The organism is Ruegeria sp. ANG10 (genome assembly GCF_040705255.1).
Classification (GTDB): domain Bacteria; phylum Pseudomonadota; class Alphaproteobacteria; order Rhodobacterales; family Rhodobacteraceae; genus Ruegeria.
The window spans coordinates 462,975-489,137 of sequence record NZ_JBFCVU010000002.1 but is presented as its reverse complement, the minus strand read 5'-3'; the positions used below and the strand labels follow the sequence as shown (position 1 = coordinate 489,137).

Sequence of the window (26,163 nt, the reverse complement as noted above, 5' to 3'; positions counted from 1 at the left end):
GATTTGACCGCCCCCGGTCAATAGGTCTATAGCTCTGACATGACCGAATGCAGCGCACCGAATGCGACCAAATACGCGCAGATCATCGAAGCCGCTGTGGCCGAGTTCCAGGACAAGGGCTTTGCCGCGGCCAGCATGGATCGCATCTCGGCGCAGGCCGAGGTGTCTAAGCGTACGCTGTATAAGTATTTCGAAAGCAAGGAAAACCTGTTTCGCTCAATTGTGATCGAACTGTCCAGCCGCTTTGCCGAAGTGGTCGAGATACGGTACGAAAAAGGGCGTGATATTCGCGAGCAACTGACCGAACTGGCCTGGGCCGAAGGGCGCATCCTGATGATGCCGGATGTGATGGCGATGTCCCGGATGATTATCAGCGAAACCTTGCGCAGCCCGGAACTGGCAGCGGCGGCTCAGGGTAAGCTGGATAAAACCGCCGCCTTCATTGGCATGATGCGGGATGCAGTCGAGGACGGGCAGTTGCAGATCAACGATCCGGAACAGGCGGGGCGCGAATTCATCGGCCTGATCAAGGCGCGCGCATTTTGGCCCCTTTTGTTCACCGGGTCTGTGCTGAGCGAGGCCGAAATGGCCGAAACCATCGAAAACAGCGTCGAAATGATGATCAGCCGTTATGCGGTTTGAGGGTCAAAACCCGTCGTATCATCCGCCCTGGCTGAGATTGGTCACGAAACTGACAATTTGGCATTCCGAGTGGCACTCGATCCCGAAATAGTGCTACAGGGCTGTTCTGAAATGATCCCCTGAGGAACAAGGCCTAGGCGGGCGCGGAAAGTATGTCGAATTTAGCAGAAAACACAGCCCCAAAAGGGGATGGACTTAGGCGTGCGGCCCGTCTGTCCGTTGCCCCTATGATGGATTGGACGGATCGGCACTGCCGCTATCTGCACCGGCTGCTCAGTGGGCAGGCATTGCTTTACACGGAAATGGTCACGGCCCCAGCGTTGGTGCGCGGTGGGGCGATGCATTTGCTGAGATACAGCCCGGAAGAACACCCCGTTGCGCTGCAACTGGGCGGGTCCGATCCAAAGGAATTGGCGCAGGCGGCGCGACTTGGGGTCGAGGCGGGCTATGATGAGGTCAACCTGAACTGCGGCTGCCCTTCGGATCGGGTGCAGTCGGGCACTTTTGGGGCGGTCTTAATGAAAGACCCGGGCCGGGTTGCCGAATGCGTGTCCGCTATGGGTGAGGTTGTGGATGTTGACGTGACCGTCAAATGCCGGATCGGCGTGGATGAACGAAACCCCGAAGAGGTTCTGCCAACATTTCTGGACCAAATCCGCGCCGCCGGTTGCGAACGGGTAACGATCCACGCGCGTAAGGCTTGGTTGCAGGGCCTCAGCCCCAAGGAAAACCGTGATATTCCGCCTTTGGACTATGATCTGGTTCACCGGATGAAGGCGGCATTTCCCGATCTGCATATCTCGATCAATGGGGGAATTACCTCTCTGGATCAGGCGCGAACGCATCTTGAAGCAGGGCTGGACGGCGTCATGATCGGCCGCGCGGCCTATCATCAGCCGACCGACATTTTGGCGGAAGCCGACCCGCTGATCTACGGCACCGGGCAGGCGGCTGATCCTGTCGAAGTTGTGCAAAAAATGGTTCCCTATGTCGAGGCTCACCTTGTCGAAGGGGGCCGGTTGCACCAGATCACTCGTCATATGCTGGGCTTGTTTGCCGGTCGCCCCGGTGCGCGGGCCTGGCGGCGGGCCTTGTCCGAAGGCGCGGTGCACGAGGGCGCAGGCCCCGAGGTAATGTTACAGGCACTGGAGCGCGTGGCGCCTCTGGTCGAGGTTTGAGCGGATCAAGATACGGCCACAGGCCGCTATGGGGGGAAGATGCCCGAGACAATGTTGCTGGCCCAGATGCTGGGCCTTTTGCTTGTAATCGGGGCGCTGGCCGGTGTGCTGGCCGGATTGCTGGGCGTTGGCGGGGGCATCGTGCTGGTTCCGGCCTTTTTCTATGCGTTTCAGACGCTTGGCTATGGCGGCCCGCAATTGATGCAGCTGTGTCTGGCGACCTCTTTGGCGACGATCATCGTGACCTCATTCCGGTCCGTGTTGTCGCACAATAAGAAAGGCGCGGTGGATTGGGATATACTGCGCGGCTGGGGGCCTGGGATTGCGGTCGGGGCGATCATCGGCGTTCTGGTGGCCTCGGCGCTGCGGACCGAGGTCCTGCAGATTTTGTTCGGGGTGCTAGGGATGGTCATCGGGGCCTATCTTGGGCTAGGCAAATCTGAATGGCGGTTGGGTGACGCCATGCCCAAAGGGATCAAACGTGCCGTACTGTCGCCTCCGGTGGGTTTTCTTTCGGTGTTGATGGGGATCGGAGGCGGCAGTTTCGGCGTGCCATTGATGAGCCTTTACAACACGCCCATTCACCGCGCCGTGGCAACAGCCGCCGGTTTTGGCGTGATTATCGCGGTGCCTTCCGTTTTGGGATTTCTATTTCTGGACGTTCCGTCGGAACACCGCCCGCCACTGACTATTGGGGCGGTAAATTTGATTGCCTTTGGTGTCGTTGTCACCATGACGACAATCACCGCGCCTTGGGGGGTAAAGCTGGCTCATGCGATGGATCCCAAACCCCTCAGACGAGTGTTTGCGGTGTTCCTGACGCTGGTCGCCCTGAACATGCTGCGTAAAGCACTGGGGCTGTGAGTGATTTTTACGAAAAAGGTTGGGTCAGGTTCCCCTTCGATCCAGCGCTGGCCGAGTGGGTAGGGCACGCGCTGCCCGCTGCCCGCGCGTCTGTCACTGATCCGGCCCATGCCCAATGGCTGGATTGTGAGGGGACGTGGTTTATTGGCGTCGACGCGCTGGACAATGACCCGCAGGGCAGGGTGGGGCAGTCAGGTGTGTTGTCTGGCCGAGCCATGGACTTCATCACCGAACAATACGGAGAACTGCCGCTGCACAAGGGGCAGGTCTCGGTCATCTATCCCGGCTATCCACGCCCGCGGCAGGGTGAAAGCACCAGCGCCGGGCAGTATCGGTTAAAGCGGGACGCGGCACATGTGGACGGGTTGCGGCCGATGGGACCGGATCGGCGGCGGCGGGTGGATGAGCCGCATGCGTGGATATTGGGCATTCCTCTGAACGATGCCAGTATTGATGCCGCCCCCATGGTGCTGTGGGAAGGCAGTCATAAAATCCTGCGCGCCGCGTTCAAACACGCGCTGGACGGGCACCCACGCAATAGTCTGCATCAGGTGGATATAACCGAGGCGTATCAGGCTGCGCGCCGCGAAGTATTCGACACTTGCCCACGCATCGAATTGCCCGCCAAACCCGGTGAGGCCTACCTGTTACACCGTCACTGCCTGCATGGGGTGGCCCCATGGGGCGCCAATGCCTCGGCCGGGGCGGATGGACGCATGATCGCCTATTTCCGCCCCGAGTGCGCCGGGGGAGTAGCCGAATGGATCGAATCCGCCTAACCTCCTGCCATTATTCGGATTTGGAGGTTTTTTGATGATTACGGTCCACAGGAATTCGGACGGAGCATTGCTGGAAGTCGAACTGTCCGGCGAGGTGACCAGCACTGATTACAGCGAGGTTCTGGTGCCCGCGATCGAGGCCGCATTGACCGAACATGACAACGTGCGTCTGCTGGCCGTCGTTCAGCCGGAATTCAAGGGTTACGATCTGAGTGCCGCTTGGGCCGATACAAAGCTGGGGCTGAGCCACTGGCGCGGATTTGATCGCATTGGCGTGGCGGCGGATCAGGGTTGGGTAAAGACCAGTATCCGCCTGGCTGCCCCGATCCTGCCATGCCCGGTGCAAGTCTTTGCCCTTTCCGAACTGGAGGCCGCCCGACGCTGGATGCGCGAATCCTTGGGGTCGATTCACGTGGTTGATCTGGGTGGGCCGTGCATTCAGATCAGCCTTTTGGGAAAGCTAGACCCCGACGAATTCAGCCGCGCGGAAGCGGATCTCGATAACTTATTGCAGACCAAGGAGGGGTTCCGGCTGTTGATCGACTTGCGGGAATTCGACGGCTGGCAGGGTCTGTCAGCGCTGGCATCGCATTTCAAACTGGTTCGGAAACATGCCGGGATGCTGGATCGCGCGGCCATCGTTGGGGACAAAACGTGGCAACATATGGCGCAACGGGCGGCCAGTCATGTTCTGGGCACGAGAACTCAGTTCTTTGCATCTGAGGATATCGAAAATGCCAAATCCTGGCTGGCTGCCGGTTAGGCCAAGATTTAACCTAACGCTTACGTAAGGTCATGCTGGGTCAGGCTTTGTTTTTCTTGATTGAATGGTCAAAAAACGATTAGCAATGCCTTGTTCTTCCGCGTAACCACTTCGGAGGAACCTGAAAACTGAAGCGCGTCGCTGTGGGTTGCCACTCACTCACCACAAGTGTTCGAACTTGATCCCCCTCGAAGTTCAGACCAACCTGCAGCGGCGCAGATTCAGACCATGTCCTCGATCTGGATAGAATTTAAGACTTTTTCAGGCGTGCGGCACGACCACCCCGGCGTTTGGTCAGCTGGGGTTTGCGTGAGGGCAGGTTTTCCATGATCTCAGCACGCTCGTTGCTGTCCATTTTAGACCAGCGCGAGATTTCATCGATGGTGCGGTAGCAACCGGTACAGATACGTTCGGTCGGGTGAACGACGCAGATCTGGATACAGGGGCTTTCGACCTCGTTCCTTTTCCAAACCATGTTCGTCATTGCCGTATCCCGTCGCAACTAAAGAAAGCGCAGCCTGTCCAGCGCCCCTTGCAGAATATAACCAGCCGCGACGTGATCGATAACCTGTCCGCGACGTTTTCGTGTCGTATCCGCCTCAAGCAGTGCCTTTTCGGCCGCAACCGTGCTCAGCCGCTCGTCCCAGAACCCGATGGAAACGTCGGTCAGCCGCGACAGGTTTCGGGCAAAGGCGCGGGTGGATTGGCAGCGGGGGCCTTCGGTTCCGTCCATGTTTTTCGGCAGACCCAGAATGATGCCGCCGATCTCGCGGTCAGCGATCAGTTCAAGCAACCGCGCGGAATCCAGGGTGAATTTTTTGCGCCGCACGGTCTCCAACGGGCTGGCCACACCGCGCATCCGGTCCGAGACGGCGACCCCGATGGTTTTTTCGCCCAGATCCAGACCCATCAGCGCGGTCATAGGCGACAGGGCGGCAGCAAATTCTTCGAACGCGTCGTGAATCATTGCGCTATTCCGGCCTGCAATGCGGCGGCGTCGATCAGTTCGATCGCATCGGCATTTCCGGCAAAGACTTCCATCGCCTCGTTTTTGATGTCGATGGCCCGCTGACCTTCGCCCAGAACGCCAAGGGCTGCAATCAGACGCGCCCATTCCTCGGGCGATCCGCCCTCAGAGGCCAGACGTTCAGACAGTTGGTTGACCATGCCCTTAATCATCTCTTGCCGTTCTTCCGGTGTCAGTTCGGCTGCGGCGTCGACGTCACCCTGGCTGGGGCCGGGGGCGGCAGGTATTTCAGGCGCGTTGAATACCCCGGCGCGGAAAGCCAGTTCGTCCAACTGTGCCCGAATGGCGTTGGCCCAGGGCGCGCCGGCAGGGGCATCGCGCAGTGCATCGACCCAGACCCGGTATCCAACGTCGGGGCGCCCGATCTGAACCATCATTTGTCCTAGATAGTATTGCGCAGGCCCATGGCGCGGGTCGCGTTTCAGCGCCTGTCTCAACGCCTCTTCGGCCTCGGGCGAGACATAGCCGCCCACGGACAGGATCATCATCTCGGCCAGATGTGAAAAGGCATCGGCGGGGATATCGTCGCCAGACAGCTCGATCACACGTTGCTGGGCTGCGTATGCGGCGGGAAAATTGCCTGCATTCGCCTCGTGTTGGGCCAGCAGGATATGGCCCTGTAGATCATCGGGGCGTGCTGCAACTGTGTCGCGCAACTGATTCAGAAGATTGGCATAACTCTCATCCAGCTGCGGCAATTGTGTGGGCGGGGCGGCTGCTTCGGCTTCGGCCTGGCTGGGGCGTTCGGCACGCAGAGCTTCGGCTTGCTCCAGCCGCAGCGACAAGGGCTGATCCGGCAGCCCTGCGGCACCCATCTGGCGATACATCCAGATCGCACCGCCCACGACGATAAGCGCGATGACCGCAAAGGCGGTAACGCTGGCCCAGCGAGGCGGCCCGGCGCGATCAACCCCGGCCTGCATCTGCGCGTCAGCGGCCAGAATGCGACGTGAGATTTCCGTGCGGACCCGGTCTGCGTCGGCCTCGCCGATTACGCCTCGGGCTAGGTCTTTGTCCACACCCGCCAGCTGCTCGCGATAGACACGCAGATCATATGCCGCCGCAGGCTCACGCGTTTTGCGGCTGCGGAGCAGGGAAAAGCCCAGGAACAGGGCAATCAGCAGTGCGGTTAGAATGGTGACGACCAGGAACGACATGGTTTCTCCGATGTGGCTGCCCTGACTTAGACCTCTCGGCGGGGCGACAAAAGGGACAAATGGCCGCGAGAGGACGTCATGTCGCAATAAAAGGGCGGATGTCGCAATAGTTCGATATTGTGGCGCTGTGCGGCAGGGGTAAAGTGTTCGCGCACGGCATATCTGCGCCAATCACCGAACCGGATGGATTCGCTTATGAAACATTACTCAGCCTTTGCTGTGGCGCGGGAGGCCCTGCGCTATCACACCGGATGGGAGCGTGCGTGGCGCTCGCCCGAACCGAAAAAGCGGTACGATGTGATCATCGTCGGCGCAGGGGGGCACGGTCTGGCGACCGCCTATTACCTCGGCAAGAATTACGGCATCCAGAACGTCGCCGTGATCGAAAAAGGCTGGTTGGGTGGTGGCAATACCGGTCGGAATACAACCATCATCCGGTCGAATTACCTGCAGGACCCTTCGGCCGCCCTCTATGAGAAGGCGCGCGATCTTTACGAGGATCTGAGCCAGGACCTGAACTATAACGTCATGTTCAGCCCCCGCGGTGTGATGATGCTGGCGCAGACCCAGCACGAAATTCGCGGCTATCAGCGCACCGCCCACGCCAATGCGTTGCAGGGCGTACAGACCGAATGGATCGGGCCAGAGCGGGTGAAACAGTTGGTGCCGATCATCAATATCGACGGTCCGCGCTATCCAGTTCTGGGGGCGCTGTGGCAGGAACGCGGCGGCACCGCGCGCCACGACGCTGTGGCGTGGGGCTATGCCCGTGCGTGTTCGGCCATGGGCATGGACATCATCCAGCAATGCGAAGTCAAAGGCGTCCGCACTGAAAATGGCCGTGTTGTGGGCGTTGACACCACCAAAGGCGCGATCGACTGCGAAAAGCTGGGGATCGTGGTTGCGGGTCATTCCGGTCAGTTGGCTGAGATGGCAGGCTTCCGTCTGCCGCTTGAGGCGATTGCCCTGCAGGCGCTGGTTTCTGAGCCGATCAAGCCCTGCATGGATGTGGTCGTAATGGCCAACACCGTCCACGGTTACATGTCGCAATCCGACAAGGGTGAGATGGTGATTGGTGGCGGCACCGATGCCTATAACAACTACACCCAGCGTGGCTCATTCCACCACATCGAGGAAACCGTGCGCGCGCTGGTCGAGACTTTCCCGATGATTTCGCGCCTGAAGATGCTGCGCCAGTGGGGCGGTATCGTGGACATGACCGGCGACCGCTCGCCCATCCTGTCGACAACACCTCTGGATAACTGCTTCATCAACTGCGGCTGGGGTACCGGTGGTTTCAAGGCGATCCCGGGGTCCGGCTGGGGGATGGCACAGCTGATGGCCACGGGCCATTCGCCATTGACCGAGGCGTTCTCGCTGGATCGTTTCAAAGAGGGCCGCTTCATCGACGAAAGCGTCGCCGCCGGGGTGGCGCACTAAGGGCGTTGCCCGAGGTTGCCCACAAACAGAATTCAGGTCGGCCATTGCGCCGACCGACCGCCAAAAGGATGAACACATGCTGATCCTGAATTGCCCGTATTGCGGCGTCGACGCCGAAGAAACCGAACTGGCCGCTGGTGGCGAGGCGCATCTGAAGCGTTTCGGTCCGGGCTCGTCCGATGACGAGTTCCACGACTACCTGTTCATGCGCGAGAACCCCAAAGGCGTTCATTTGGAACGCTGGCGCCACGCAAATGGCTGTGGCAAGTGGTTCCACGCTGCGCGCTGCACCCAGACGCTTGAGGTGTTTGGTACGTATTCCGCACAAGTCACCGAACCTCCGAAAGAGATCAAGGATGCCATCTCGGCCAAGCGCCCCGGCTGGACGTGGAGAGAATTCGAATGATCCGCGCCACCACCCGTAATTCCGCCTGCGAAAGGTCCGCAACATGAGCACCCGTCTCGCAAAACAAGGCCGGCTGATTGACCGGTCGAAACAGGTCACCTTTACCTTCAACGGTACCTCGATGCAGGGGTATGAGGGCGATACGCTCGCCTCGGCCCTGCTGGCCAATGATCAGATGATGATGGGCCGGTCGTTCAAGTATCACCGCCCGCGCGGCGTTGTCGCCAGCGGCGCAGAAGAGCCGAACGCGCTGGTCGGTCTGGGGCAGGGCAACCGGTTCGAGCCGAACCAGCGCGCCACTACGACCGAGTTGTTCAACGGTCTGACCGCGATTTCACAGAACCACTGGCCGAACCTTGAATTTGATATCGGGGCGGTGAACACGCATCTGTCGCGTTTTCTGCCGGCTGGCTTCTACTACAAGATGTTCATCCACCCCAAGCCGTTCTGGAAACACGTCTATGAGCCGTTCATCCGCCAGTCGGCCGGTCTGGGCAAAGCGCCCGACAAAGACAATCGCGATGCGGACACTTATGAGCACTTCTATGCCTTCACCGATGTTCTGGTAATCGGCGGTGGGGTGGCCGGTCTGCAGGCCGCAAAGGCGGCTGCTGCGTCCGGTGCCAAGGTGATGCTGATCGAACAGACAGCCCATTGGGGCGGTCGCGCTCCGGTCGATGGTGGCACCGTTGATGGCGCGCCTGTGGATAAGTTCGTGGATCAATTAGTTTCCGAACTGGAAACAATGGACAACGTTACCATGCGATTGCGCTGCATGGGCGCGGGTGTCTATGACCACGGTTATGTGCTGGGATATGAGCGTCTGACCGACCATACTCCGGGCATCCAGGGTCCACGCCACCGCCTGTGGCGCATCCGTGCCAAACAGGTTGTGACCGCAACCGGTGCAATTGAACGTCCGCTGTCTTTCGCGGGCAACGATGTTCCGGGGGTGATGCTCGCTTCGGCCATGCGCGACTATGTGGTGAACTGGGGTGTCACCCCGGGCGAGCGCGTGATCGTTGCCACCAACAATGACGATGGGTATCGCACCGCGATCATCCTGAAACAGGCCGGGGTGGACGTCCTGCGCGTGATAGATGCACGCGCCGCTGCGGGTCCGATGGCCGAAGAAGCGCGTCAGCTCGGTATCCGGGTGGACCCCGGAAAAGCCGTCGCCAAAGTCAAAGGTGGCAAGCGCGTCAAAAAGGTCGCGATCTGCAATCAGGAAGGTATCGGCGGTGCTCGCGAAGAGGTTGAGTGCGATGCCGTTGCCATGTCGGGCGGCTGGTCTCCGGTCGTTCATTTGTGGTCGCATTGCGGTGGCAAGCTGATCTGGGACGACGCGAACGCCCATTTCCGCCCTGACCCCGAACGTCCGCCGTTGGGCGCGAATGGGGAAGGCTTTGTCGTGGCTGCCGGCGCTTCGAACGGTCCGCTGGCACTGGGCGATGTTCTGATAGACGCACAGGCAGCAGGTAAAGCTGCGGCAAAAGCGGCAGGTTTCAAACCCAAGAACACCAAGGCACCACTTGGCGAAACCACGGCCGAGGCCGCGATGGAGCCGGTCTGGCTGATGCCCGCCAATGCCGAGGTTCAGTTGCGCATGAAGTCCTGGCTGGATTTCCAGAACGACGTCAAAGTGTCTGACGTCCAACTGGCGGCGCGTGAAGGCTATGAAAGCGTTGAACACACCAAGCGTTACACGACGCTGGGCATGGCAACGGATCAGGGTAAGTTGAGTAATATCAATGGCCTGGCGATCCTTGCTGATGCGCTGGAGTCCGAGATTCCGAAGGTCGGCACCACCACGTTCCGCCCGCCTTATACCCCGATCTCGATGGGGTCGATTGGTGGCGAGGCACGGGGTGACGTGTTCCAACCGATCCGTCAAACTCCAATGCACGACTGGCACGACAAGAACGGCGCCGATTGGGAGCCGGTCGGCCACTGGCGCCGGACTTACGCCTATGTCCGCTCCGGTGAGACCGTGCATGATGCAGTGAACCGCGAGGTCAAGAACACGCGCGAAAACCTCGGCCTGCTGGACGCGTCGACGCTGGGCAAGCTGATCGTCAAAGGCCCGGACGCTGGCAAGTTCCTGGACATGATGTACACCAACATGATGTCCACGCTGAAGGTTGGCAAATGCCGCTATGGCCTGATGTGTTCGGAAAATGGCTTTCTGATCGACGACGGCGTTGTTGCCCGCATCGACGAAGATACCTGGCTGTGCCACACAACCACCGGCGGAGCGGAACGCATCCACGGCCATATGGAAGAGTGGCTACAAACCGAATGGTGGGACTGGAAAGTCTATGTTGCCAACGTGACCGAGCAATACGCGCAGGTTGCCGTTGTCGGCCCCAACGCCCGCAAGGTTTTGGAGAAGCTGGGCGGCATGGATGTGTCCAAGGAGGCGCTGCCATTTATGGAATGGCGTGATGGCAAGATCGGCGATTTCGATTGCCGTGCCTATCGTATCTCGTTCTCGGGTGAGCTGTCCTATGAGATCGCGGTTCCTGCCTCGCAGGGGCAGGCGTTCTGGGATGCGCTGGTTGAGGCCGGGCAAGAGTTCGGCGTTATGCCTTACGGCACCGAATGTCTGCACATCCTGCGGGCCGAGAAGGGCTTTATCATGATCGGGGATGAGACCGACGGCACCGTGATCCCGCAGGATCTGGGGCTGCATTGGGCACTGTCCAAAAAGAAAGAGGACTACCTTGGAAAGCGCGCCCATTCGCGCAGCCATATGGCCGATCCTGACCGCTGGAAACTGGTGGGGCTTGAGACTGTGGATGGTTCCGTCATTCCCGATGGCGCTTACGCGGTGGGCGAGGGCGTCAACGCCAACGGTCAACGCAACATGATCGGTCGGGTGACCTCAACCTATTACTCGGCCAATCTGGGCAAAGGCATCGCCATGGGCCTGATCAAGCACGGCACCGACCGGATGGGCGAGATTGTCGAGTTCCCAGGCACCGATGGCAAAACCTATAAAGCCAAGATCGTGGACCCGATCTTCTATGACAAAGACGGGGAGAAGCAGAATGTCTGAACCCATCAGCGCACTGAACCACGCTAGCTATGATGGTATTGTCAAAGTCGAGGAATGCGGCCTGCAGGGCATGATCACCCTGCGCGGCGACCTGTCTGACAAGGTGCTAGCCAAGGCGATCAAGGATGCCACAGGCCGGAAAGTGCCCGGCCAGCGTGAAGCGCTAGTCAATGGCGACAGCGGCGTTTGTTGGATGTCCACGGACGAATTGCTAGTGCTAGTGCCGTATGCCGAGGTTGAGGCCAAGTTGGCCGCAATGGCAAACGCGCTTAGCGGCACACATGCACTCGCGGTCAATGTCTCGGACGCGCGGGCCGTGTTCCGCATCTCGGGCGCCAGCGCGCGCGAGGTGGTTGGCAAACTGGCCCCGGCCGACCTGTCGGTCGAGGCGTTCCAGCCCGGTCAAATCCGCCGCTCGCGCCTGGCGCAGGTGGCGGGGGCGTTCTGGATGGACGACGCCGAGACCTTCCGTGTGGTTTGTTTCCGGTCGGCTGCGGATTACGTGTTCAAACTGCTCAAAGTTGCCGCACAGCCCGGCAGCGAGGTCGGGTTTTATTGACTCCGTAATTCCCGCTGAAAAGTCACAAATAGCAGCCGCCTTCTCCAAAAAAGGCGGCTGCTATCGTTTTGATCTTGCGCAGCATTTCGATACCCTTTTATGAGGGGAGGGCAAAAGGAGCCTCTCCTTAAGATTGTATTGAGTTTTAAGTGGGATAAGGCTGCAAGCTTTAGTGTTATTGGTAAAACTTGAAAGCGTAAGAAGATGAAGAAAGCGATAGCCGCCCTGGCTTTGACCTTGGCTGCAACCACAGCGAAAGCTGAAGTCGTCACCTATGACTGCAACTTGCACCGGATGGAACAAGGATGGATCGCCGAGCGTGTGATCCTGAGTGTTGACGCGGAAAACAAGCGTGCGCGGGCTTATGACGCCTACATTCATCACTATGAGGATAAGCAGCCCAAAGATGTGAAATTCAAAACAACCCGCAAGGGCGAATACAGGCTCATGTGGAAAATGAAAATTCCCGCCAGAAATAGCGGGCTTGCGTATGTAAGTTATACAGCCACACTGAACCCGGAAAAACGGCGCCTGGACATGATCGCAAGATTTCCGCAAGCCAATGTGCTGAACCGGCCATCGGGTTTTGGGGAGTGTTCAGTAAACACGATCGAGTCGCTTTACGCTTCCTGAGTTCTGTAAGCTCGCAGGTTTTGAGTACTCGAAAAAATGAAAATCCCCGGGTTTCCGGGGATTTTTTTAACTTTCAACGCTGCAGGTACCCACACCGTAAGGTTTGTTTGCGGCGTTTGTACTAACAAAAGCCATACGAACCTTAAGACTGTTGTCAGCAGGATTCAGGTTTGCCTGATACTTGACGCGCAAATTACCACCGGCAGAGGCGCGGCGTGTTTCGGTCCAAACCATCCGAACACCTTTGTTACCACGACTTTTGTATTTTGTGTCGATCCATTCAGGTCTGCCCGCTACCTTTGCCCAGCCGTCTTCGGCGTCCACTTGAAAGGCATAGCTCCGCGCGATCCAGCCGTGGCTGTCCTGTTTGGTCATCTTGCAGTTGTAGGTAACGGTTTCCGCCATGGCGCCATTTGCAAAAAATGCGGCCAAAGCAACAATGCTGAGATATTTCATTTAGTTCATATTTCCTTGTAACTGGGTGTAGGAAATTCCAGCAACGGACAGAATGAACAAGGGGTTCCGGGCAATTTTCCAGAATGTCTTCGGAATACTGTCAATTGCGCAACAACAATGTTTTGTATTGCGCAAGAGCGGTCGGATTCAACAGTTGCTCGGCCGTAGTAGGTTGGGAGTTGTCGTCGGTGACCTCGGAATAGAAACCCAAAAGATCCAACAGATTTTTCGTCCTCTCCAGTCGATCATCCGCTGACAACAGCGGCCCGTGAAGCGATAACAGCAGGGCGGGGCGCTGCTTCTTCAGCCAGGCGGTCAAAGTGGGCAGCACGAAATACTCGGCCCCTTCGATATCCATTTTGACCAGAGATACGCCTGACAAATCATTTGCGGCCTCAAACTGATCCCATGCAATTGTTAGGGCGTCGCTGCCATGCGTGCCGTCATGCAGTAGGGAACTGGTGGAATCGCCCGGCTCGCCGCGTACCGAGGCCATGCGGGCCACGCCAAACTGGTTGGACAGCGCCACGCCAAAGGCCGAAACGTTGTGGATATCGTTCAGGTCCAAATTCCACGCCAGATAGCGGAATGCAGTCGGGTCGGGCTCAAAACACCACACGTGCCGGGCGCGGCGGGAACCGTAAAGGACGGTGGGGCCGATCCAGGCGCCGATATCCAGATAGTCGCTGTCGGGTGAAAGATGTTTGTCGAGAGTGGCGAAGGTTTCGGGCTCCCACGCACCGGCTGAGGCTTTGCGCCAGAATTTCGAATGATAGGGGTCCAGATGAAACGGCTCGCCATTCAGGCTGCCTGCATAGTACCCGCGGGCGCGGTAAAACATCTTGCGCGCCTGTGTCAGCATCGCGGACCTCCGGGTTTTATTGTCACGGGCCTTGACCTATGGCGGCTGTCAAAGCATTTAACCTTGGGAACCGCAACTTACATTTATAACAGGGGGCCGACATGGCTTTTGAACTTCCTGATCTTCCTTATGCACATGACGCGCTGGCAGCCAAGGGAATGTCCGCAGAAACGCTGGAATATCACCACGATCTGCACCACAAGGCATATGTCGACAACGGCAACAAGCTGATCGCCGGAACCGAGTGGGACGGCAAATCGTTGGAAGAGATCATCGTTGGCACTTACGACGCAAACGCAGTCGCGCAAAACGGTATCTTCAACAACATCAGCCAGCTGTGGAACCACAACCAGTTCTGGGAAATGATGGGTCCCGTTGGCAACGCCATGCCTGGTGAACTGGAAAAAGCCCTGACCGAAAGCTTTGGCTCGGTTGACGAATTCAAGTCACAGTTCAGTGCTGCCGGCGCAGGTCAGTTCGGCTCGGGCTGGGCATGGCTGGTCAAGAACGCTGACGGCTCGCTGGCAGTGACCAAGACCGAAAACGGCGTTAACCCGCTGTGCTTTGGTCAGACCGCTCTGCTTGGTTGTGACGTGTGGGAACACAGCTACTACATCGACTTCCGCAACAAACGCCCGGCTTACCTGTCGAACTTCCTCGACAATCTGGTGAACTGGGAAAACGTTGCATCGCGGATGTAATCCTTGAACCGCAGAAGGTTCATAAAGGGCCTGCTGGCGACCACGCTGGCAGGCCTGTTTGTTGCAGCCTATGGGTTCTTTATCGAGCCCTCGCTACGGTTGCGCGTGCGCAAGTGGCGCGTGCGGCGCAAGGATTGGACAGCGCAGCCGCTACGGATCGCGGTTCTGTCTGATCTGCATGTCGGTGAGCCTTATGTCGGTCTTGATCGTGTCCGGCAGGTTGTGCGCCGTACCAATGCATTATCCCCCGATCTGGTCTTGTTGTTAGGGGATTATGTGGGCCACTACGAAGGCATCACCGCTAAAGTCGAAGCTGAAGATTTGGCTCCGGTTCTTGGACAGCTTGAGGCGCGCAGCGGAGTCTTCGCTGTTCTGGGAAACCACGACTGGTGGGATGATAAAGATGCCCAACGGCGTGGTGGCGGGCCGAACAAATTCGCTACTGCGTTTCAGGGGCAGGGCATCAAAGTGTTGTCCAACGAGGCGATGCGCCTAGACGATTTGGGCATCTGGCTGGCCGGGCTTGAAGATCAGCTTGCCTTTAGACGCAATGGCAAGCTTGTTGGTCTGGATGATCTGCCGGGAACCATGGCGCAAGTGACCGACGACGCGCCCGTGGTAATGATGGCGCATGAGCCTGACATCTTTCCCGACATCCCGAATAATGTGGCGCTGACCTTGTCCGGCCACACGCATGGTGGACAGGTGCGGCTGTTTGGTTGGTCGCCGGTGGTGCCATCCAAGTATGGCAATCGTTATGCTTATGGGCATGTACACGAAGACGGGCGCGATTTGGTCGTGTCTGGTGGGATCGGGTGTTCGATCCTGCCCGTGCGCTTTGGGGTAACGCCCGAGATCACGGTGATCGAACTGTCAGCCTGACAGGAGAAAACCCGCCTATGAACAAAGTTTCATACTGAGACGGGTTTGCACACAACCTCATAATGCTTACCTATGGTGAGGCGGAGGGAGAGAGCCGCTAACCATATGAAAATGCACAGGCAACGCGCCGGAAACCTCTGGTCGCGTCAGGGTAAACCTATGCCCGGCAATTGAGGGATGGCCGTAGAAACATGACAGGAGATCACGATGGTCGCACTTGAACAGGGAACCTGGGTTGTCATTGCCGATGGGGAAAAGGCGTTGTTCGTCGAGAACATCACTGATGCCGAAGACCCTAATCTGGTTGTTGTTTCGGTGGAAGAACAGGACGGAGTTAGCCGACCCACCGACCGGGCCGGGCGGCGTTTTGATACCGGACCGAACCAGAAATCGTCGGTTGAAGAGCCAAACTGGAAGACCCACGCCAAATCCCTTTTCGTTCAGGATGTCGCCAATCTGTTGAACCGCAAGGGGTTAAAAGGGGCCTTCAATCGACTGGTTCTGGTTGCCAGCCCGCATGTGCTGGGCCTGTTGCGCCGCCGTCTGCACAGCGAAGTGCTGGCCAAGGTCGTGGCCGAGGTGGACAAGACCCTGACCAACCACCCCATGCACAAGGTCGAAAAGCTGCTAACCAGCCGCCTGAACCCGGCAGTTTAGGCGATTTTTCCCCCGGTGGGCGGTCTCAGCGTTCCGTCCACCGGTCAGGTCAGGAACCCGCGCAGCGTCGACATCGCCGAGGCCGGATCATCAACCCAAGTGATGTAATCCGCCAACGACTCATCCGCGAACCCCTGACCGATGACGCGCTGCACCAGCTCGTGCAGCGCGTCCCAGTAGCCATCCACATTCATGACCAGAATGGGTTTGTCATGCAGACCCAGCTGCCGCCATGTCAGGGCCTCGAACAGTTCATCCAGAGACCCCGGGCCGCCCGGCAGAACGACCACGGCATCCGCGTTCATGATCATGACCTTTTTGCGCTCGTGCATCGTTTCGGTGACCACAAAGCGGGTCAGGTCGGTTTTGCCGACCTCGCGCTGAAGCAGGTGAACCGGGATCACGCCAAACGTGTCGCCACCAGCGGATTGTGCAGCTCGGGCGACTTCGCCCATCAGTCCGACATCCCCGGCACCATAGACCAGACGCCAGCCTTCTTGTGCCAGCATCGTTCCGAATGTCCTTGCGGCTTTGGAATAGGCGGAATTTGCGCCATTGCGTGACCCGCAATACACACAAACAGATTTCTGAGACATAGTGAACGCTCTCCGGGGTTGTGCCTGGGCTTTTGACCCCTGATAGCGGGATTGATAGATTGTCTCAACCGCCGGGCAGAATGTGTTGAAGACACGGCACTTGCGCTGCGGAGTGAAAGGAAAAGAATGAACGCCGAGTCGGGAAGCGGAAGCTCTGGCACCTTCACCTGGGGGGTGATCGCCGGTATCGCAGTTTTAATCGGAGCGGGTGGATTGTACTGGTCCGGTATGGTCGGGGGGGACTCGGAAGAACCGGCACCAGAGGTCGAAGTCGCAGTTCAGACCCAAGAGGACAGCGCTGAGCCCGCTGAGCAACCTACCGAAAGTTCCACACCACCTGCCGCAGAAGATGAGCAGAGCGCCGAGGCCGCGACCCCACCTGCTGCGGAAGAGGCGGTGCCTGAAGCTCCGACTGAGGACCGGGCAGCCCAAGCTGAGCCGGCTGTGAAACCGCTGTTGGATCAAATTTTTGTTGAACCGGACGGCAATACGGTTCTGTCAGGTTCTGCCGAACCGGGTTCCGAGGTCAACGTGCTGCTGGACGGAGAAGCGGTGCATAGTTTCACGGTCGATCCTAGCGGTCAGTTTGCCGAATTCGTTTCACTTCCCTTCGCCGATACAGCGCGCGGTTTGACGTTGGAGACGCAGGGCGATCAGCCGGTGCGCTCGGACGACTACGTGATTGCGGCACTGCCCGAGCCTGAAGCTGCGGATGACACTGTCTCTGTTGCGAATACGGCTGAGGATGCAACGCAAGAACCCGAAGTGGCTCAGGCAACCGAGACCGATCAGCCGGCGTCGACCGACACGGTTGCCACTGACACGCCCTCTTCCGACACGGCTGAGGCTGACGCGCCGTCGGCCGAAGAACAAACTGAACAAGTTGCCGAGGCTCCGGTCGAGGACACGCCGGATCAACAGGTCGCTATCCTGCGGTCGGGGGAGGACGGTGTTGAACTGGTACAAGGCCCAACAAGTCAACCGAAGGAACCGGAACAGATCGCACTCGACACCATTGGGTACTCCGACGCCGGCGAGGTCGAGCTGACAGGCCGGGTACCGGATGGATCGGCTGTGCGCCTGTATTTGGACAACCGGCTGGTCGATGATCTGTCCCCGGCCGATGACGGCAAATGGCGCAGCGAGTTGGACGGGGTCGAACCCGGCGTCTACACCCTGCGCGCTGACGAGATTGCACCGGATGGTACCGTCGTTAGCCGTATTGAAACGCCATTCAAACGAGAGGCAACCGAAGTGCTGCGCGCCGTCGAGGCGACGGACAGCTCCGAGGCAGCAGAGGATGCTCCGTCGATCCGGTCGGTCACTGTGCAGAAGGGTGACACGCTCTGGGCCATTTCCCGCGAACGGTTTGGCGACGGTGTTCTATATGTGAAGCTGTTCGAGGCCAACCGGGCTGCTATTCGTGACCCGGACCTGATCTATCCCGGGCAAATCTTCACGATCCCCGAATAAGCTTTTGCCTCTGGCCCCTGCAGGGGCGGGGGGCTATGTCTGACCGCAAACCAGGTACGTGATGAGACGAACAGCCCCGATGCATTCAGACGATCTTCCAGAGACGAACGAGCGCCGCTCAGGCTGGCGCACAGTCCGCAAGGTCTCCCCCTACCTTTGGCCCAAGGATGAGCCATGGGTCAAACGCCGCGTCGTTCTGGCCATGGGGATGCTGGTTCTGGCCAAGCTGATCGCGGTCTACACGCCTATCTTGTACAAGGGTGCAGTCGACGGTCTGGCGGGCGAGGGTGTGGCGCCATTGGCGCTGGGTGCTGTGGGATTAACCGTGGCCTATGGCGTTGCCCGGATGATGACCGTGGGCTTTCAGCAGTTGCGTGATGCGGCTTTTGCCCCGGTCGGGCAACGGGCCTTGCGAGCGCTGGCGCTGGAAACCTTTCAGCACATCCACCAATTGTCGATGCGCTATCATGTGACGCGCCGCACTGGCGGCCTCAGCCGGATTATCGAGCGCGGCGTGAAGGGCGTGGAATTCCTGTTGCGGTTCCTGTTGTTTTCCATCGGACCGCTGATCCTGGAATTGCTGCTGGTCGCGATCATCCTGATGTGGTTGTTCGATGTCTGGTATCTGGTCGTCGTCGCGGTGACCATCGCGCTCTATATCTGGTTCACCTTCGCAGTCACCGAGTGGCGCGTGAAGTTGCGGCGCGAGATGAACGATCAGGATACCGAGGCCAACCAGCGCGCTATCGATAGTCTACTGAACTTTGAAACCGTAAAGTACTTCAATGCCGAACAGCGCGAAGCTGAACGCTATGATGTCTCGATGAAAGCCTATGCTGGCGCGGCGCTGAAAACGGCTTATTCGCTGGCCTTCTTGAATTTCGGGCAGTCCTTTCTGATCACCTGCGGCCTGATCGGTGTGATGGTTCTGGCTGCCATCGGTGTGCAGGATGGCGCGCTGACCGTGGGTGATTTTGTCATGGTCAACGCCTACATGATCCAAATCACCGTGCCGTTGAACTTTCTGGGCACGGTCTATCGTGAAATACGCCAATCGCTGGTCGATATGGGGCAGATGTTTGATCTGTTGGAACAACCCACCGAGGTAACAGACAAGCCCTGCGCACCGAACCTTACGATCGATGGCGGCGAGGTGACGTTGGACAATGTGCGGTTTGGTTATGATGCGGATCGCGAAATCCTCAAGGGCATCTCACTGACCGTTCCAGCGGGTAAGACTGTGGCGATTGTCGGGGCTACCGGCTCGGGTAAATCCACTATCGGACGGCTGCTGTTCCGATTCTATGACGTGACCGGCGGAGCGCTGAGGATCGACGGGCAGGATGTGCGCGACGTGACCCTGAACAGCCTGCATGCCGCCATCGGTGTGGTGCCGCAGGACACGGTGCTGTTCAACGATACGATCCGCTACAATATCGCCTATGGCCGCGATGGCGCCACCCAGGAAGAGGTCGAAGCCGCGGCCAGAGCGGCCCAGATTCACGAATTCATCGCCACGTTGCCCGAAGGCTATGACACCAAGGTTGGTGAGCGTGGGCTGAAACTGTCCGGCGGTGAAAAACAGCGGGTCGGTATTGCGCGCACGTTGTTGAAGAACCCTCCGATCCTGTTGCTGGACGAGGCGACCTCGGCACTGGATACAGACACTGAGCAGGACATCAAGGATGCATTGGCGCGGGCCGGAGAGGGGCGTACGGTTCTGACCATCGCGCATCGTCTCAGCACCATCGCCGAGGCCGACCGTATCGTGGTGCTGGAGCAAGGCGAGATTCTGGAACAGGGCACCCATGATGAGTTGTTACAACGCGAAGGCCGTTACGCGCAGCTGTGGAGCCGTCAGCAATCGGATGCGCAGGCTGCCTGAACCGAAACCGGCCTCCGATTGGACCATGTGATATACTGAATGGGTTTTGGAGGAGTTGGTTTGATGCGCAGATTGAAAAGAACCTTTGTTATTCCGGTCGTTATTGCCGTGCTGATGCCAGTGATGGCGGTGGCTGACCCCATTGTCGGCGTCTGGAAAACCGAACCGGATCGCAAGAACCTGATTTCGCATATCAAGATATCTGCCTGCGGAGACAAGTTCTGCGGTCAAATTCAGTCGGCCTATGACAAAACAGGGAAAGAGGTGCAGACCCCCAATATCGGCAAAAAGCTGTTCTGGGATGTGGCCAGCGAGGGGGGCGGAAAATATGGCGGCGGTGATTTCTGGATTCCCATGGTCAATGTGGATGTGGTGCCACAAATAACACTGAGCGGAGACACTCTGACCGTGCGCGGATGCGAGCATGTTGTGTGCGGGCATCAGAAATGGACCCGATTGTCTAATTGATCGGGTCGTGCTGACAGGACTTTGTTGCAACTAAGTCCAGCGCTACGGTTACCATTCTGACCTTGGGTGATTGTCGATTGACCGGTGATATTGCTTCGGTATGACGGGCAGTACCAACCGAGTGGTGTTGGGCAATAAATCAGGGAAACACCTAATGAAGAAATTCTTTGCTGCGCCGATCGTTCTGGCGTCGCTTTTCGCGTCGACCGCATCCGCCGAGGATCTGGTATTTTTGCTGGGTAATGAAAGCAGCGTCGATCTGGTCGAATTCAATATCTCGGCAAGTGCATCCAATGAGTGGGAAGCAAACTTGCTGCAAGGCGATTACATCGCGCCAGGATACGAAGCAGACGTGTTGATTGCCGACGGTCTGACCACCTGTGTCTATGACATTCGCGGCGCGTTTTCCGACGGGTCCAGCGCCGAGGATTACGGCGTAGACCTGTGCGATCTGGGTGAATACGTCTTTACCGACTAAGCCTGTCTGAAACGAACAATGGCGAGCCGTCGGGCTCGCCATTCTTTTATTCTGCCGCTTTTAGGGGGGATCCCGGCGGATGTTCGGGCGCTTGAGCATCTTTGGACGCAGGGGGCGTTTCGTCACCCCAGACCACCTCGGTCGCTTGTGCCTGACGGACGGCTTTGCCAATCGCCATATCCTGCGCAAACTGGTTGGATCGGCCGAATGTTGCACGGGCCAGTGCCCGGCCCAGCCATATCGTGTAGGTCGAAACCCAAACGCGCAACGCCAGCAGCGAAGGTGTCACGATCAGTGTCAGAATCGTCGCGATGCCCAGTCCGAAGACCACCGCAGTGGCCAGCTGTTTCCACCACAGCGCGGTGGGGCTGTTGATCGAATAACCACCATTGATGAAGTCTAGCGACAGGCCGAACATCATAGGTGTCAGACCCGCCATCGTGGTCAATGTGGTCAGCAGAACCGGGCGGATACGCGCCTCAGCCGTGCGGATGATGGCTTCGATCCGGGGCATATAGCGGCTGTATTCCTGATAGGTATCGATCAGAACAATGTTGTTGTTCACCACGATCCCCGCCAGAGCCACAATGCCTGTGCCGGTCATGATGATCGAGAACGGTTGCCCCATAACGATCATCCCGATCAGAACCCCTGTGGTCGAAAGAACAACCGCCAGCAGCACCAGTACCGAGTTGTAGAACGAGTTGAACTGCGCCAGCAGGATCACGAACATCAGGCCCAAAGCACCCAGGAAAGCGCTTTGCAGGAAGGCCCCCGATTCCTCTTGATCCTCTTGATCGCCGGTCCATTCCCAAGCAATCGCGTTAGAGAAGGGGCTGGTGTTCAACCATTCCGTCAGCACAGCGATCCGCTCGTTCGGATTGATCAGCGCGAAACGAGCCTCTTCTTCCGCAATAGCTGTGCGCAGGTCCTCGACGGTTTCGGCTCCGGTCAGTTGGAACAGCTCGTAAACCGTGCCATCTGGGCTGGTGATGGTCGTTCCGTTGGGCTCCGCGCCTTCTTCGACCGCGCGCACGACGGCCAGCCGCTGTTCGGTTCCGTCAGGACCGTCGATTACCACCTTGGACAGGCCCGGCTCGACATCTGCTTTGACGTCATAGTAACGCTGCTGGTCGATCCGGTTGATCTCGGCAAGCTTAGCCACCGGTTGACGGGTGACAAAGTTGGACAGCGGCACCAGCCCGTCCGGGGTGCGAACCTTGAGCGAATCCAGCGTCGACAGAACCCGGTCATGTTCGGGCAGGCGCACGCGAATCTCGACTTCTTCATCGGTGTTGTCTGGACGCATCTCGCCCAGCAGAATGCCACGGGTGACCAGCTGCACCATTGCACCCACCGTGGCGACATCCGCGCCAAAACGTCCTGCCTTGGCCACGTCCACGTCGATCTGCCAGTCGATACCGGGCAGGGGCATGGTGTCTTCGATCTTGATCAGCCCCGGCGTTTCATCAAACACGGCCCGCGCGGATTGGGCGGCGGTAGTCAGCTCTTCCCATCCGTCGCCCTTGATGCGCAGATGCACGGGCTTGGCCGAGGCTGGACCCTGTTCCAGCGGTAGAATTTCCACGATGAAACCGGGCAGCTTGGCAAGTTCCGCATTCAACTCATCCAGAACGAAGTCACCGTCGTATTCAGGGGCGATGATTTCGCGTTCGAACAGACCGAAAATCGCGGGTTCGGTCAGCGTTGGGCGGTCCTCCCACGGGGTGATTTCGAACTGCACACGGCCGACAGTGTCCGCCGGAGCTTCGGCACCGCCGTTGTTCTGGTTCAGGCCGCCTTCACCGGCAAAAGCGAACACGTTGGTTACGGCTGGGTGTGCCCCAATCACCTCTTCGGCGGCCAGCACCATCTCGTCTTTTTCCTGTAGTGACAGGTTGCCGCGCGCGCGGACATAGGCCGTAGCCTGTTCCGGTTCGGTTTCGACAAAGAACTCAACGCCCTTGGATTCATTGGGGTACCAAATGAAGGCCACAAAAAATACCGACGCAAACACGACCATCAGCGAGACAACGGGCATGATCGGGTTGCCGACCAAGAACTTGACCAGATAGCCGAACATAGAATGTTCACGCGCTGTATGTACGCGTTCTTCCTTGTGTCGCTCGATTTTGGCGGCGCTTAGGGTGACTGACCCTGCAAAGCCACCGAAGACGAAAAGCAAGGCACCCGACAGCACGCCCCCGGGCAGCAGATAGTCAGGGTTCAGCATCTGCATCGCGCCCAAGAAGATCATGTACAACGACGGGGGCACCAGAACTGCACGAACCCACCACGGGGCAACGCTGCGCAGCCAATTCGACGTTCGATCGAACGTGCGGCTCATTCGTCCGGATACACCTCCGACGACCGGCAGGTAGATCAGCGCGACGATCAGCGAGGAGGACAGAACGAAGATCAACGTGATCGGCAACATCTTCATGAATTCGCCGGGTACGCCGGGCCAGAACAGCATCGGCAGGAAGGCACACAGCGTCGTCGCGGTCGAGGACACGATGGGCCAGAACATCCTCTGCGCCGCCTCGACATAGGCGTGCATCGGGCCGATGCCTTCCTTAATACGCTTGTCGGCGTATTCGACCACAACGATGGCACCGTCGACCAGCATCCCCACCGCAAGGATCAGCCCGAACATCACCATGTTCGAGATGGTGACGCCCATGACCGCCAGGAAAGCAAAGCTCAGCAAAAACGAGGTCGGGATTGCAAACCCGACCAACAGCGCAGCGCGCGTGCCCAGCGAGGCCAGAACAACGATCATCACCAGCGCGATGGCAGTCAGAACCGAGCCCTCAAGCTGGCGCACCATCGAGGCGACGATACGGCTTTGGTCGTTCGAAGTGCCCACCTCAACCGCCGCACGCAGTTCGGCGGGCCATTTCTCTTGCGCTGTGGCGAGGGTCGCTTTGACGTCATCGACGGTGTCGATGAGGTTGAAACCTTTGCGTTTGACCACCTGCAGGGCCACCGTGGATTGGTTGTCGAACCGGGCGGTGCCTTCGCGGTCTTCGAAAGTATAGTTGATCTGCGCCAGCTCACCCATCGTCACCACGCGGTCGCCATTGACCTTGACGGGCAGGCTGTAGACATCTTCTGCGGTTTTGAACGAAGACGGGATCTTGACCGAGAACGTGCCCTGCGCTGAATCCACCTCACCAGCAGCGATCAGCTGGTTGTTGTTTTGGACAACGGTGATCAATTCGTCGGCCGAGACGTTGTAAGCCTCCAGCCGGAGCGGATCGATAATCACCTCGAGCAATTCGTCCCTGTTGCCCGCGATCCCGGCTTCGAGAACCGAATCCAGCGATTCAAGGTCGTCCTGCAAGTCTTTGGCGATACGCGCCATTGTTCGCTCGGGGACTGCGCCAGTTAGGTTGACGATGACGATTGGGAATTCAGAAAAGTTAATCTCGAAAAGCGAATACTGCTCAGCCCCTTCAGGGAAATCGGCCTGCGCGCTGTTCATTGCGTCGCGCACATCCGCCATGATCGCGGTCTTGTCCCAGCCGAATTCGAACTCTAGCGCGATACCGGCATAGCCTTCGGCTGCAGTGGCGGTCATTTCCTTGAGACCGTCTAGATCCGCCAGTTCAGTCTCCATCGGCTTGATTAGCAGGTTCTCGGAATCCTCGGCGGAAATACCGGGAAACTGGACCGAGACGAACAGCGCCGGGATTTCGATATCCGGCTCACCTTCTTTGGGCAGACCAACATAAGCAAACCCGCCAACAATCAGCGAGATCGCGATAAAGGCCAAAACCATTCGGGCCCTGTGGGCGGCCCATGCAACCAATCCTGTCATTGCGCAGCTTCCCGGTAGGTGGGCTCGACCTTAACGCCTTGCGTCACGAATTCCTGACCAATGACAATGACATCAGAGGTTTCCGGCAACCCGTCGACCCAAACGCCTTCGGCTGTGTCGCGCAGCAGCAGAATCGGCATGAAATCAACAATTTTGTCAGCGCCAACCGTGCGCACGCCCAATTGGCCTTCGTTGTTCAGTGTCAGGGCGGATTGCGGCAGCAGGTGGGCCTTTGCCCCGTCGGCGGCAATGCGGATATTGGCCGTCTGGCCGTCGCGAATGGCCAGTTCCGGATTTGGCACAGTGATCTCAACCTCGAAAGTACGGGTTGTTTCATCTGCAGACCGGCTCAGGAAAGTCACACGGCCTTTGACCTCAAGACCCGTGATCAGTCGCGCGGACGCTTCCGATCCAACGATGATCTTGTTTACATCTGTTTCGGGTACGAACCCCACCAGCTTGATCGGGTCCAATTGAATGACGGTCGCACACAGCGATCCGGGCTGCATCAGGCTGCCCAGTTCGGCGGTATCGCTTTCCAACAGGCCTTTGAATGGGGCTTCGATGGTCTGACGGTCAATCTCGCGCTGGGCGGCCTTGACCTCGGCGGTGGCGGCTTCGATCCCGGCGCGGGTGGCCTCCAGACCGGCCTCGGCGGTTTTAACGCCAGCCTCGGCCGAGCGCATCGCGGCTTCGCTGGAAATGCGCCGCGTTTCCGAACCGAAGCCGGTTTCCGACAGTTTCTGTGCGGCCGTCAGGTTGATTTGCGCCTCAGCAACCAGGGCATGCGCCTCTTCCAGTCGGGCCTCGGCTTCGGGAATGCGGCTTTCGGCTTCCAGTTTCGCGGCCATGGCCTCTGCCAAACTGGCAGGGCGGGTGCCGGGGTCCAGTTCGCACAGCAAATCTCCGGCTTCAACGAAGGCCCCTTTCCGTTTGGGTTCCGAAATCACGGTCGAAGTGGTTTCGGCCAAAACTTCGACCTGACGATTGGCTCTGGTCTGGCCGCGCAATAACACGGCGCTGTCAATTTCGCGTGCTGCCGAGCGTAGGACGACCACGCCAATGGCGTTCTGGGCAGTCTGGGGATCGGACACAGATTCTTCCGTGGATGCAGACGCCGTTTCAGCGTCGCCGCGACCAGCAAATGCAAACAAGGTATCACGTTCAAATACCAACAAGAATAACGCAGCAATAACCAAAATCGCATTTACGAATGAAATCAATCGCATACGGGGCCTCTCTAAGAATTCTTAGCCGATTGTCCTTCGGCGTGCATGTTTAAAAATGGGGGCAGGCACGCTCGTTTTCTACACTAAACTGAATAGTTCGGTTCACTTTTTTTCGCAAGGGTGGCGTGACGTCGTGAAAATGTGCGA

General features: G+C 58.4%; 25 protein-coding genes. 17 read left to right on the top strand and 8 right to left on the bottom strand.

The window, feature by feature from the left end; all coding sequences use genetic code 11:
- The first annotated feature begins 39 nt into the window (after positions 1-39).
- The 5 genes from AB1A64_RS06495 (at position 40) to AB1A64_RS06475 (ending at position 4,226) form a co-directional block, all read left to right on the top strand.
- Positions 40-642 carry a TetR/AcrR family transcriptional regulator gene (locus AB1A64_RS06495; RefSeq protein WP_366550660.1) on the top strand — a complete coding sequence of 201 codons (603 nt, stop codon included), beginning with the start codon at positions 40-42 and terminating at the stop codon, positions 640-642.
- A gap of 152 nt (positions 643-794) precedes the next feature.
- Positions 795-1,820 carry a tRNA dihydrouridine(20/20a) synthase DusA gene (gene dusA / locus AB1A64_RS06490; RefSeq protein WP_366550659.1) on the top strand — a complete coding sequence of 342 codons (1,026 nt, stop codon included), beginning with the start codon at positions 795-797 and terminating at the stop codon, positions 1,818-1,820.
- Between the two features lie 39 nt (positions 1,821-1,859).
- Positions 1,860-2,684 (top strand): sulfite exporter TauE/SafE family protein, encoded by an 825-nt coding sequence (locus AB1A64_RS06485; RefSeq protein WP_366550658.1) that lies wholly within the window; start codon positions 1,860-1,862, stop codon positions 2,682-2,684.
- The gene (locus AB1A64_RS06480; RefSeq protein WP_366550657.1) at positions 2,681-3,463 is read left to right on the top strand and encodes a hypothetical protein; all 783 of its coding nucleotides are present in this window, start codon (positions 2,681-2,683) and stop codon (positions 3,461-3,463) included. The genes AB1A64_RS06485 and AB1A64_RS06480 overlap by 4 nt, the downstream gene beginning before the upstream one ends.
- A gap of 34 nt (positions 3,464-3,497) precedes the next feature.
- Positions 3,498-4,226: an STAS/SEC14 domain-containing protein gene (locus AB1A64_RS06475; protein ID WP_366550656.1), complete on the top strand. Its 729-nt coding sequence runs from the start codon at positions 3,498-3,500 to the stop codon at positions 4,224-4,226.
- A 250-nt stretch (positions 4,227-4,476) separates the two neighbouring features.
- Here AB1A64_RS06475 and AB1A64_RS06470 read toward each other — a convergent pair whose 3' ends face one another.
- Genes AB1A64_RS06470 through ccmI form a run of 3 tightly spaced genes read right to left on the bottom strand, consistent with a single transcriptional unit; the run spans position 4,477 to position 6,410 of the window.
- Positions 4,477-4,710 carry a DUF1289 domain-containing protein gene (locus AB1A64_RS06470; protein ID WP_170359116.1) on the bottom strand — a complete coding sequence of 78 codons (234 nt, stop codon included), beginning with the start codon at positions 4,708-4,710 and terminating at the stop codon, positions 4,477-4,479.
- 18 nt (positions 4,711-4,728) lie between these two features.
- Positions 4,729-5,193 (bottom strand): Holliday junction resolvase RuvX, encoded by a 465-nt coding sequence (gene ruvX, locus AB1A64_RS06465; RefSeq protein WP_366550655.1) that lies wholly within the window; start codon positions 5,191-5,193, stop codon positions 4,729-4,731.
- Positions 5,190-6,410, bottom strand: a complete 1,221-nt coding sequence (gene ccmI, locus AB1A64_RS06460) for a c-type cytochrome biogenesis protein CcmI (RefSeq protein WP_366550654.1) — start codon at positions 6,408-6,410, stop codon at positions 5,190-5,192. The genes ruvX and ccmI overlap by 4 nt, the downstream gene beginning before the upstream one ends.
- Positions 6,411-6,605: 195 nt before the next feature.
- Between ccmI and AB1A64_RS06455 the strand changes: the two genes are divergently transcribed.
- From AB1A64_RS06455 to AB1A64_RS06435, 5 genes are all read left to right on the top strand, one after another.
- Entirely contained in the window at positions 6,606-7,850 is a 1,245-nt protein-coding gene (locus tag AB1A64_RS06455) for a sarcosine oxidase subunit beta family protein (RefSeq protein ID WP_366550653.1), read from the top strand.
- Positions 7,851-7,926: 76 nt separating this feature from the next.
- Positions 7,927-8,256, top strand: coding sequence for a sarcosine oxidase subunit delta (locus AB1A64_RS06450; protein WP_170349132.1), 330 nt, complete (start codon positions 7,927-7,929; stop codon positions 8,254-8,256).
- A gap of 43 nt (positions 8,257-8,299) precedes the next feature.
- Entirely contained in the window at positions 8,300-11,314 is a 3,015-nt protein-coding gene (locus AB1A64_RS06445; RefSeq protein WP_366550652.1) for a sarcosine oxidase subunit alpha family protein, read from the top strand.
- Positions 11,307-11,873 (top strand): sarcosine oxidase subunit gamma family protein, encoded by a 567-nt coding sequence (locus AB1A64_RS06440; RefSeq protein WP_366550651.1) that lies wholly within the window; start codon positions 11,307-11,309, stop codon positions 11,871-11,873. The genes AB1A64_RS06445 and AB1A64_RS06440 overlap by 8 nt, the downstream gene beginning before the upstream one ends.
- Before the next feature lie 204 nt (positions 11,874-12,077).
- Positions 12,078-12,506 carry a hypothetical protein gene (locus tag AB1A64_RS06435; RefSeq protein ID WP_366550650.1) on the top strand — a complete coding sequence of 143 codons (429 nt, stop codon included), beginning with the start codon at positions 12,078-12,080 and terminating at the stop codon, positions 12,504-12,506.
- A gap of 66 nt (positions 12,507-12,572) precedes the next feature.
- Here AB1A64_RS06435 and AB1A64_RS06430 read toward each other — a convergent pair whose 3' ends face one another.
- Together AB1A64_RS06430 and AB1A64_RS06425 are read right to left on the bottom strand one after the other, a co-directional pair.
- Complete coding sequence (locus AB1A64_RS06430) at positions 12,573-12,962, bottom strand: hypothetical protein (protein WP_366550649.1); 390 nt, start codon at positions 12,960-12,962, stop codon at positions 12,573-12,575.
- 100 nt (positions 12,963-13,062) lie between these two features.
- The gene (locus AB1A64_RS06425) at positions 13,063-13,824 is read right to left on the bottom strand and encodes an FkbM family methyltransferase (RefSeq protein WP_366550648.1); all 762 of its coding nucleotides are present in this window, start codon (positions 13,822-13,824) and stop codon (positions 13,063-13,065) included.
- Between the two features lie 101 nt (positions 13,825-13,925).
- On the opposite strand from AB1A64_RS06425, the gene AB1A64_RS06420 reads away from it, so the two are divergent.
- The 3 genes from AB1A64_RS06420 (at position 13,926) to AB1A64_RS06410 (ending at position 16,064) form a co-directional block, all read left to right on the top strand.
- Positions 13,926-14,525 (top strand): superoxide dismutase, encoded by a 600-nt coding sequence (locus AB1A64_RS06420; protein WP_366550647.1) that lies wholly within the window; start codon positions 13,926-13,928, stop codon positions 14,523-14,525.
- A 3-nt stretch (positions 14,526-14,528) separates the two neighbouring features.
- Positions 14,529-15,407 carry a metallophosphoesterase gene (locus AB1A64_RS06415; protein WP_366550646.1) on the top strand — a complete coding sequence of 293 codons (879 nt, stop codon included), beginning with the start codon at positions 14,529-14,531 and terminating at the stop codon, positions 15,405-15,407.
- Between the two features lie 207 nt (positions 15,408-15,614).
- On the top strand, positions 15,615-16,064 hold the full coding sequence (locus AB1A64_RS06410; RefSeq protein WP_170349125.1) for a host attachment family protein: 450 nt from the start codon (positions 15,615-15,617) through the stop codon (positions 16,062-16,064).
- Positions 16,065-16,108: 44 nt separating this feature from the next.
- On the opposite strand, the gene AB1A64_RS06405 is transcribed toward AB1A64_RS06410, so the two are convergent.
- Positions 16,109-16,660 (bottom strand): TIGR00730 family Rossman fold protein, encoded by a 552-nt coding sequence (locus AB1A64_RS06405; protein ID WP_366550645.1) that lies wholly within the window; start codon positions 16,658-16,660, stop codon positions 16,109-16,111.
- Positions 16,661-16,786: 126 nt separating this feature from the next.
- Between AB1A64_RS06405 and AB1A64_RS06400 the strand changes: the two genes are divergently transcribed.
- The 4 genes from AB1A64_RS06400 to AB1A64_RS06385 all read left to right on the top strand — a co-directional run bounded on the left by AB1A64_RS06400 (position 16,787) and on the right by AB1A64_RS06385 (position 20,964).
- Positions 16,787-18,133, top strand: coding sequence for a LysM peptidoglycan-binding domain-containing protein (locus AB1A64_RS06400; RefSeq protein ID WP_366550644.1), 1,347 nt, complete (start codon positions 16,787-16,789; stop codon positions 18,131-18,133).
- Positions 18,134-18,194: 61 nt separating this feature from the next.
- Positions 18,195-20,018 (top strand): ABC transporter ATP-binding protein/permease, encoded by a 1,824-nt coding sequence (locus AB1A64_RS06395; RefSeq protein WP_366550643.1) that lies wholly within the window; start codon positions 18,195-18,197, stop codon positions 20,016-20,018.
- A gap of 63 nt (positions 20,019-20,081) precedes the next feature.
- The gene (locus AB1A64_RS06390) at positions 20,082-20,486 is read left to right on the top strand and encodes a DUF2147 domain-containing protein (RefSeq protein ID WP_366550642.1); all 405 of its coding nucleotides are present in this window, start codon (positions 20,082-20,084) and stop codon (positions 20,484-20,486) included.
- Between the two features lie 154 nt (positions 20,487-20,640).
- Positions 20,641-20,964, top strand: a complete 324-nt coding sequence (locus AB1A64_RS06385; RefSeq protein WP_366550641.1) for a hypothetical protein — start codon at positions 20,641-20,643, stop codon at positions 20,962-20,964.
- A 46-nt stretch (positions 20,965-21,010) separates the two neighbouring features.
- On the opposite strand, the gene AB1A64_RS06380 is transcribed toward AB1A64_RS06385, so the two are convergent.
- Complete coding sequence (locus tag AB1A64_RS06380) at positions 21,011-24,787, bottom strand: efflux RND transporter permease subunit (RefSeq protein WP_366550640.1); 3,777 nt, start codon at positions 24,785-24,787, stop codon at positions 21,011-21,013.
- Positions 24,784-26,016 carry an efflux RND transporter periplasmic adaptor subunit gene (locus tag AB1A64_RS06375; protein ID WP_366550639.1) on the bottom strand — a complete coding sequence of 411 codons (1,233 nt, stop codon included), beginning with the start codon at positions 26,014-26,016 and terminating at the stop codon, positions 24,784-24,786. The genes AB1A64_RS06380 and AB1A64_RS06375 overlap by 4 nt, the downstream gene beginning before the upstream one ends.
- Between the last annotated feature and the right edge of the window lie 147 nt (positions 26,017-26,163).

Coding starts and splice junctions, on each gene's coding strand:
- AB1A64_RS06495 (WP_366550660.1), top strand. CDS start 40: ATGACCGAATGCAGCGCACCGAATGCGACCAAATACGCGCAGATCATC.
- dusA (WP_366550659.1), top strand. CDS start 795: ATGTCGAATTTAGCAGAAAACACAGCCCCAAAAGGGGATGGACTTAGG.
- AB1A64_RS06485 (WP_366550658.1), top strand. CDS start 1,860: ATGCCCGAGACAATGTTGCTGGCCCAGATGCTGGGCCTTTTGCTTGTA.
- AB1A64_RS06475 (WP_366550656.1), top strand. CDS start 3,498: ATGATTACGGTCCACAGGAATTCGGACGGAGCATTGCTGGAAGTCGAA.
- AB1A64_RS06470 (WP_170359116.1), bottom strand. CDS start 4,710: ATGACGAACATGGTTTGGAAAAGGAACGAGGTCGAAAGCCCCTGTATC.
- ruvX (WP_366550655.1), bottom strand. CDS start 5,193: ATGATTCACGACGCGTTCGAAGAATTTGCTGCCGCCCTGTCGCCTATG.
- ccmI (WP_366550654.1), bottom strand. CDS start 6,410: ATGTCGTTCCTGGTCGTCACCATTCTAACCGCACTGCTGATTGCCCTG.
- AB1A64_RS06455 (WP_366550653.1), top strand. CDS start 6,606: ATGAAACATTACTCAGCCTTTGCTGTGGCGCGGGAGGCCCTGCGCTAT.
- AB1A64_RS06450 (WP_170349132.1), top strand. CDS start 7,927: ATGCTGATCCTGAATTGCCCGTATTGCGGCGTCGACGCCGAAGAAACC.
- AB1A64_RS06445 (WP_366550652.1), top strand. CDS start 8,300: ATGAGCACCCGTCTCGCAAAACAAGGCCGGCTGATTGACCGGTCGAAA.
- AB1A64_RS06440 (WP_366550651.1), top strand. CDS start 11,307: ATGTCTGAACCCATCAGCGCACTGAACCACGCTAGCTATGATGGTATT.
- AB1A64_RS06435 (WP_366550650.1), top strand. CDS start 12,078: ATGAAGAAAGCGATAGCCGCCCTGGCTTTGACCTTGGCTGCAACCACA.
- AB1A64_RS06430 (WP_366550649.1), bottom strand. CDS start 12,962: ATGAAATATCTCAGCATTGTTGCTTTGGCCGCATTTTTTGCAAATGGC.
- AB1A64_RS06425 (WP_366550648.1), bottom strand. CDS start 13,824: ATGCTGACACAGGCGCGCAAGATGTTTTACCGCGCCCGCGGGTACTAT.
- AB1A64_RS06420 (WP_366550647.1), top strand. CDS start 13,926: ATGGCTTTTGAACTTCCTGATCTTCCTTATGCACATGACGCGCTGGCA.
- AB1A64_RS06410 (WP_170349125.1), top strand. CDS start 15,615: ATGGTCGCACTTGAACAGGGAACCTGGGTTGTCATTGCCGATGGGGAA.
- AB1A64_RS06405 (WP_366550645.1), bottom strand. CDS start 16,660: ATGTCTCAGAAATCTGTTTGTGTGTATTGCGGGTCACGCAATGGCGCA.
- AB1A64_RS06400 (WP_366550644.1), top strand. CDS start 16,787: ATGAACGCCGAGTCGGGAAGCGGAAGCTCTGGCACCTTCACCTGGGGG.
- AB1A64_RS06395 (WP_366550643.1), top strand. CDS start 18,195: ATGAGACGAACAGCCCCGATGCATTCAGACGATCTTCCAGAGACGAAC.
- AB1A64_RS06390 (WP_366550642.1), top strand. CDS start 20,082: ATGCGCAGATTGAAAAGAACCTTTGTTATTCCGGTCGTTATTGCCGTG.
- AB1A64_RS06385 (WP_366550641.1), top strand. CDS start 20,641: ATGAAGAAATTCTTTGCTGCGCCGATCGTTCTGGCGTCGCTTTTCGCG.
- AB1A64_RS06380 (WP_366550640.1), bottom strand. CDS start 24,787: ATGACAGGATTGGTTGCATGGGCCGCCCACAGGGCCCGAATGGTTTTG.
- AB1A64_RS06375 (WP_366550639.1), bottom strand. CDS start 26,016: ATGCGATTGATTTCATTCGTAAATGCGATTTTGGTTATTGCTGCGTTA.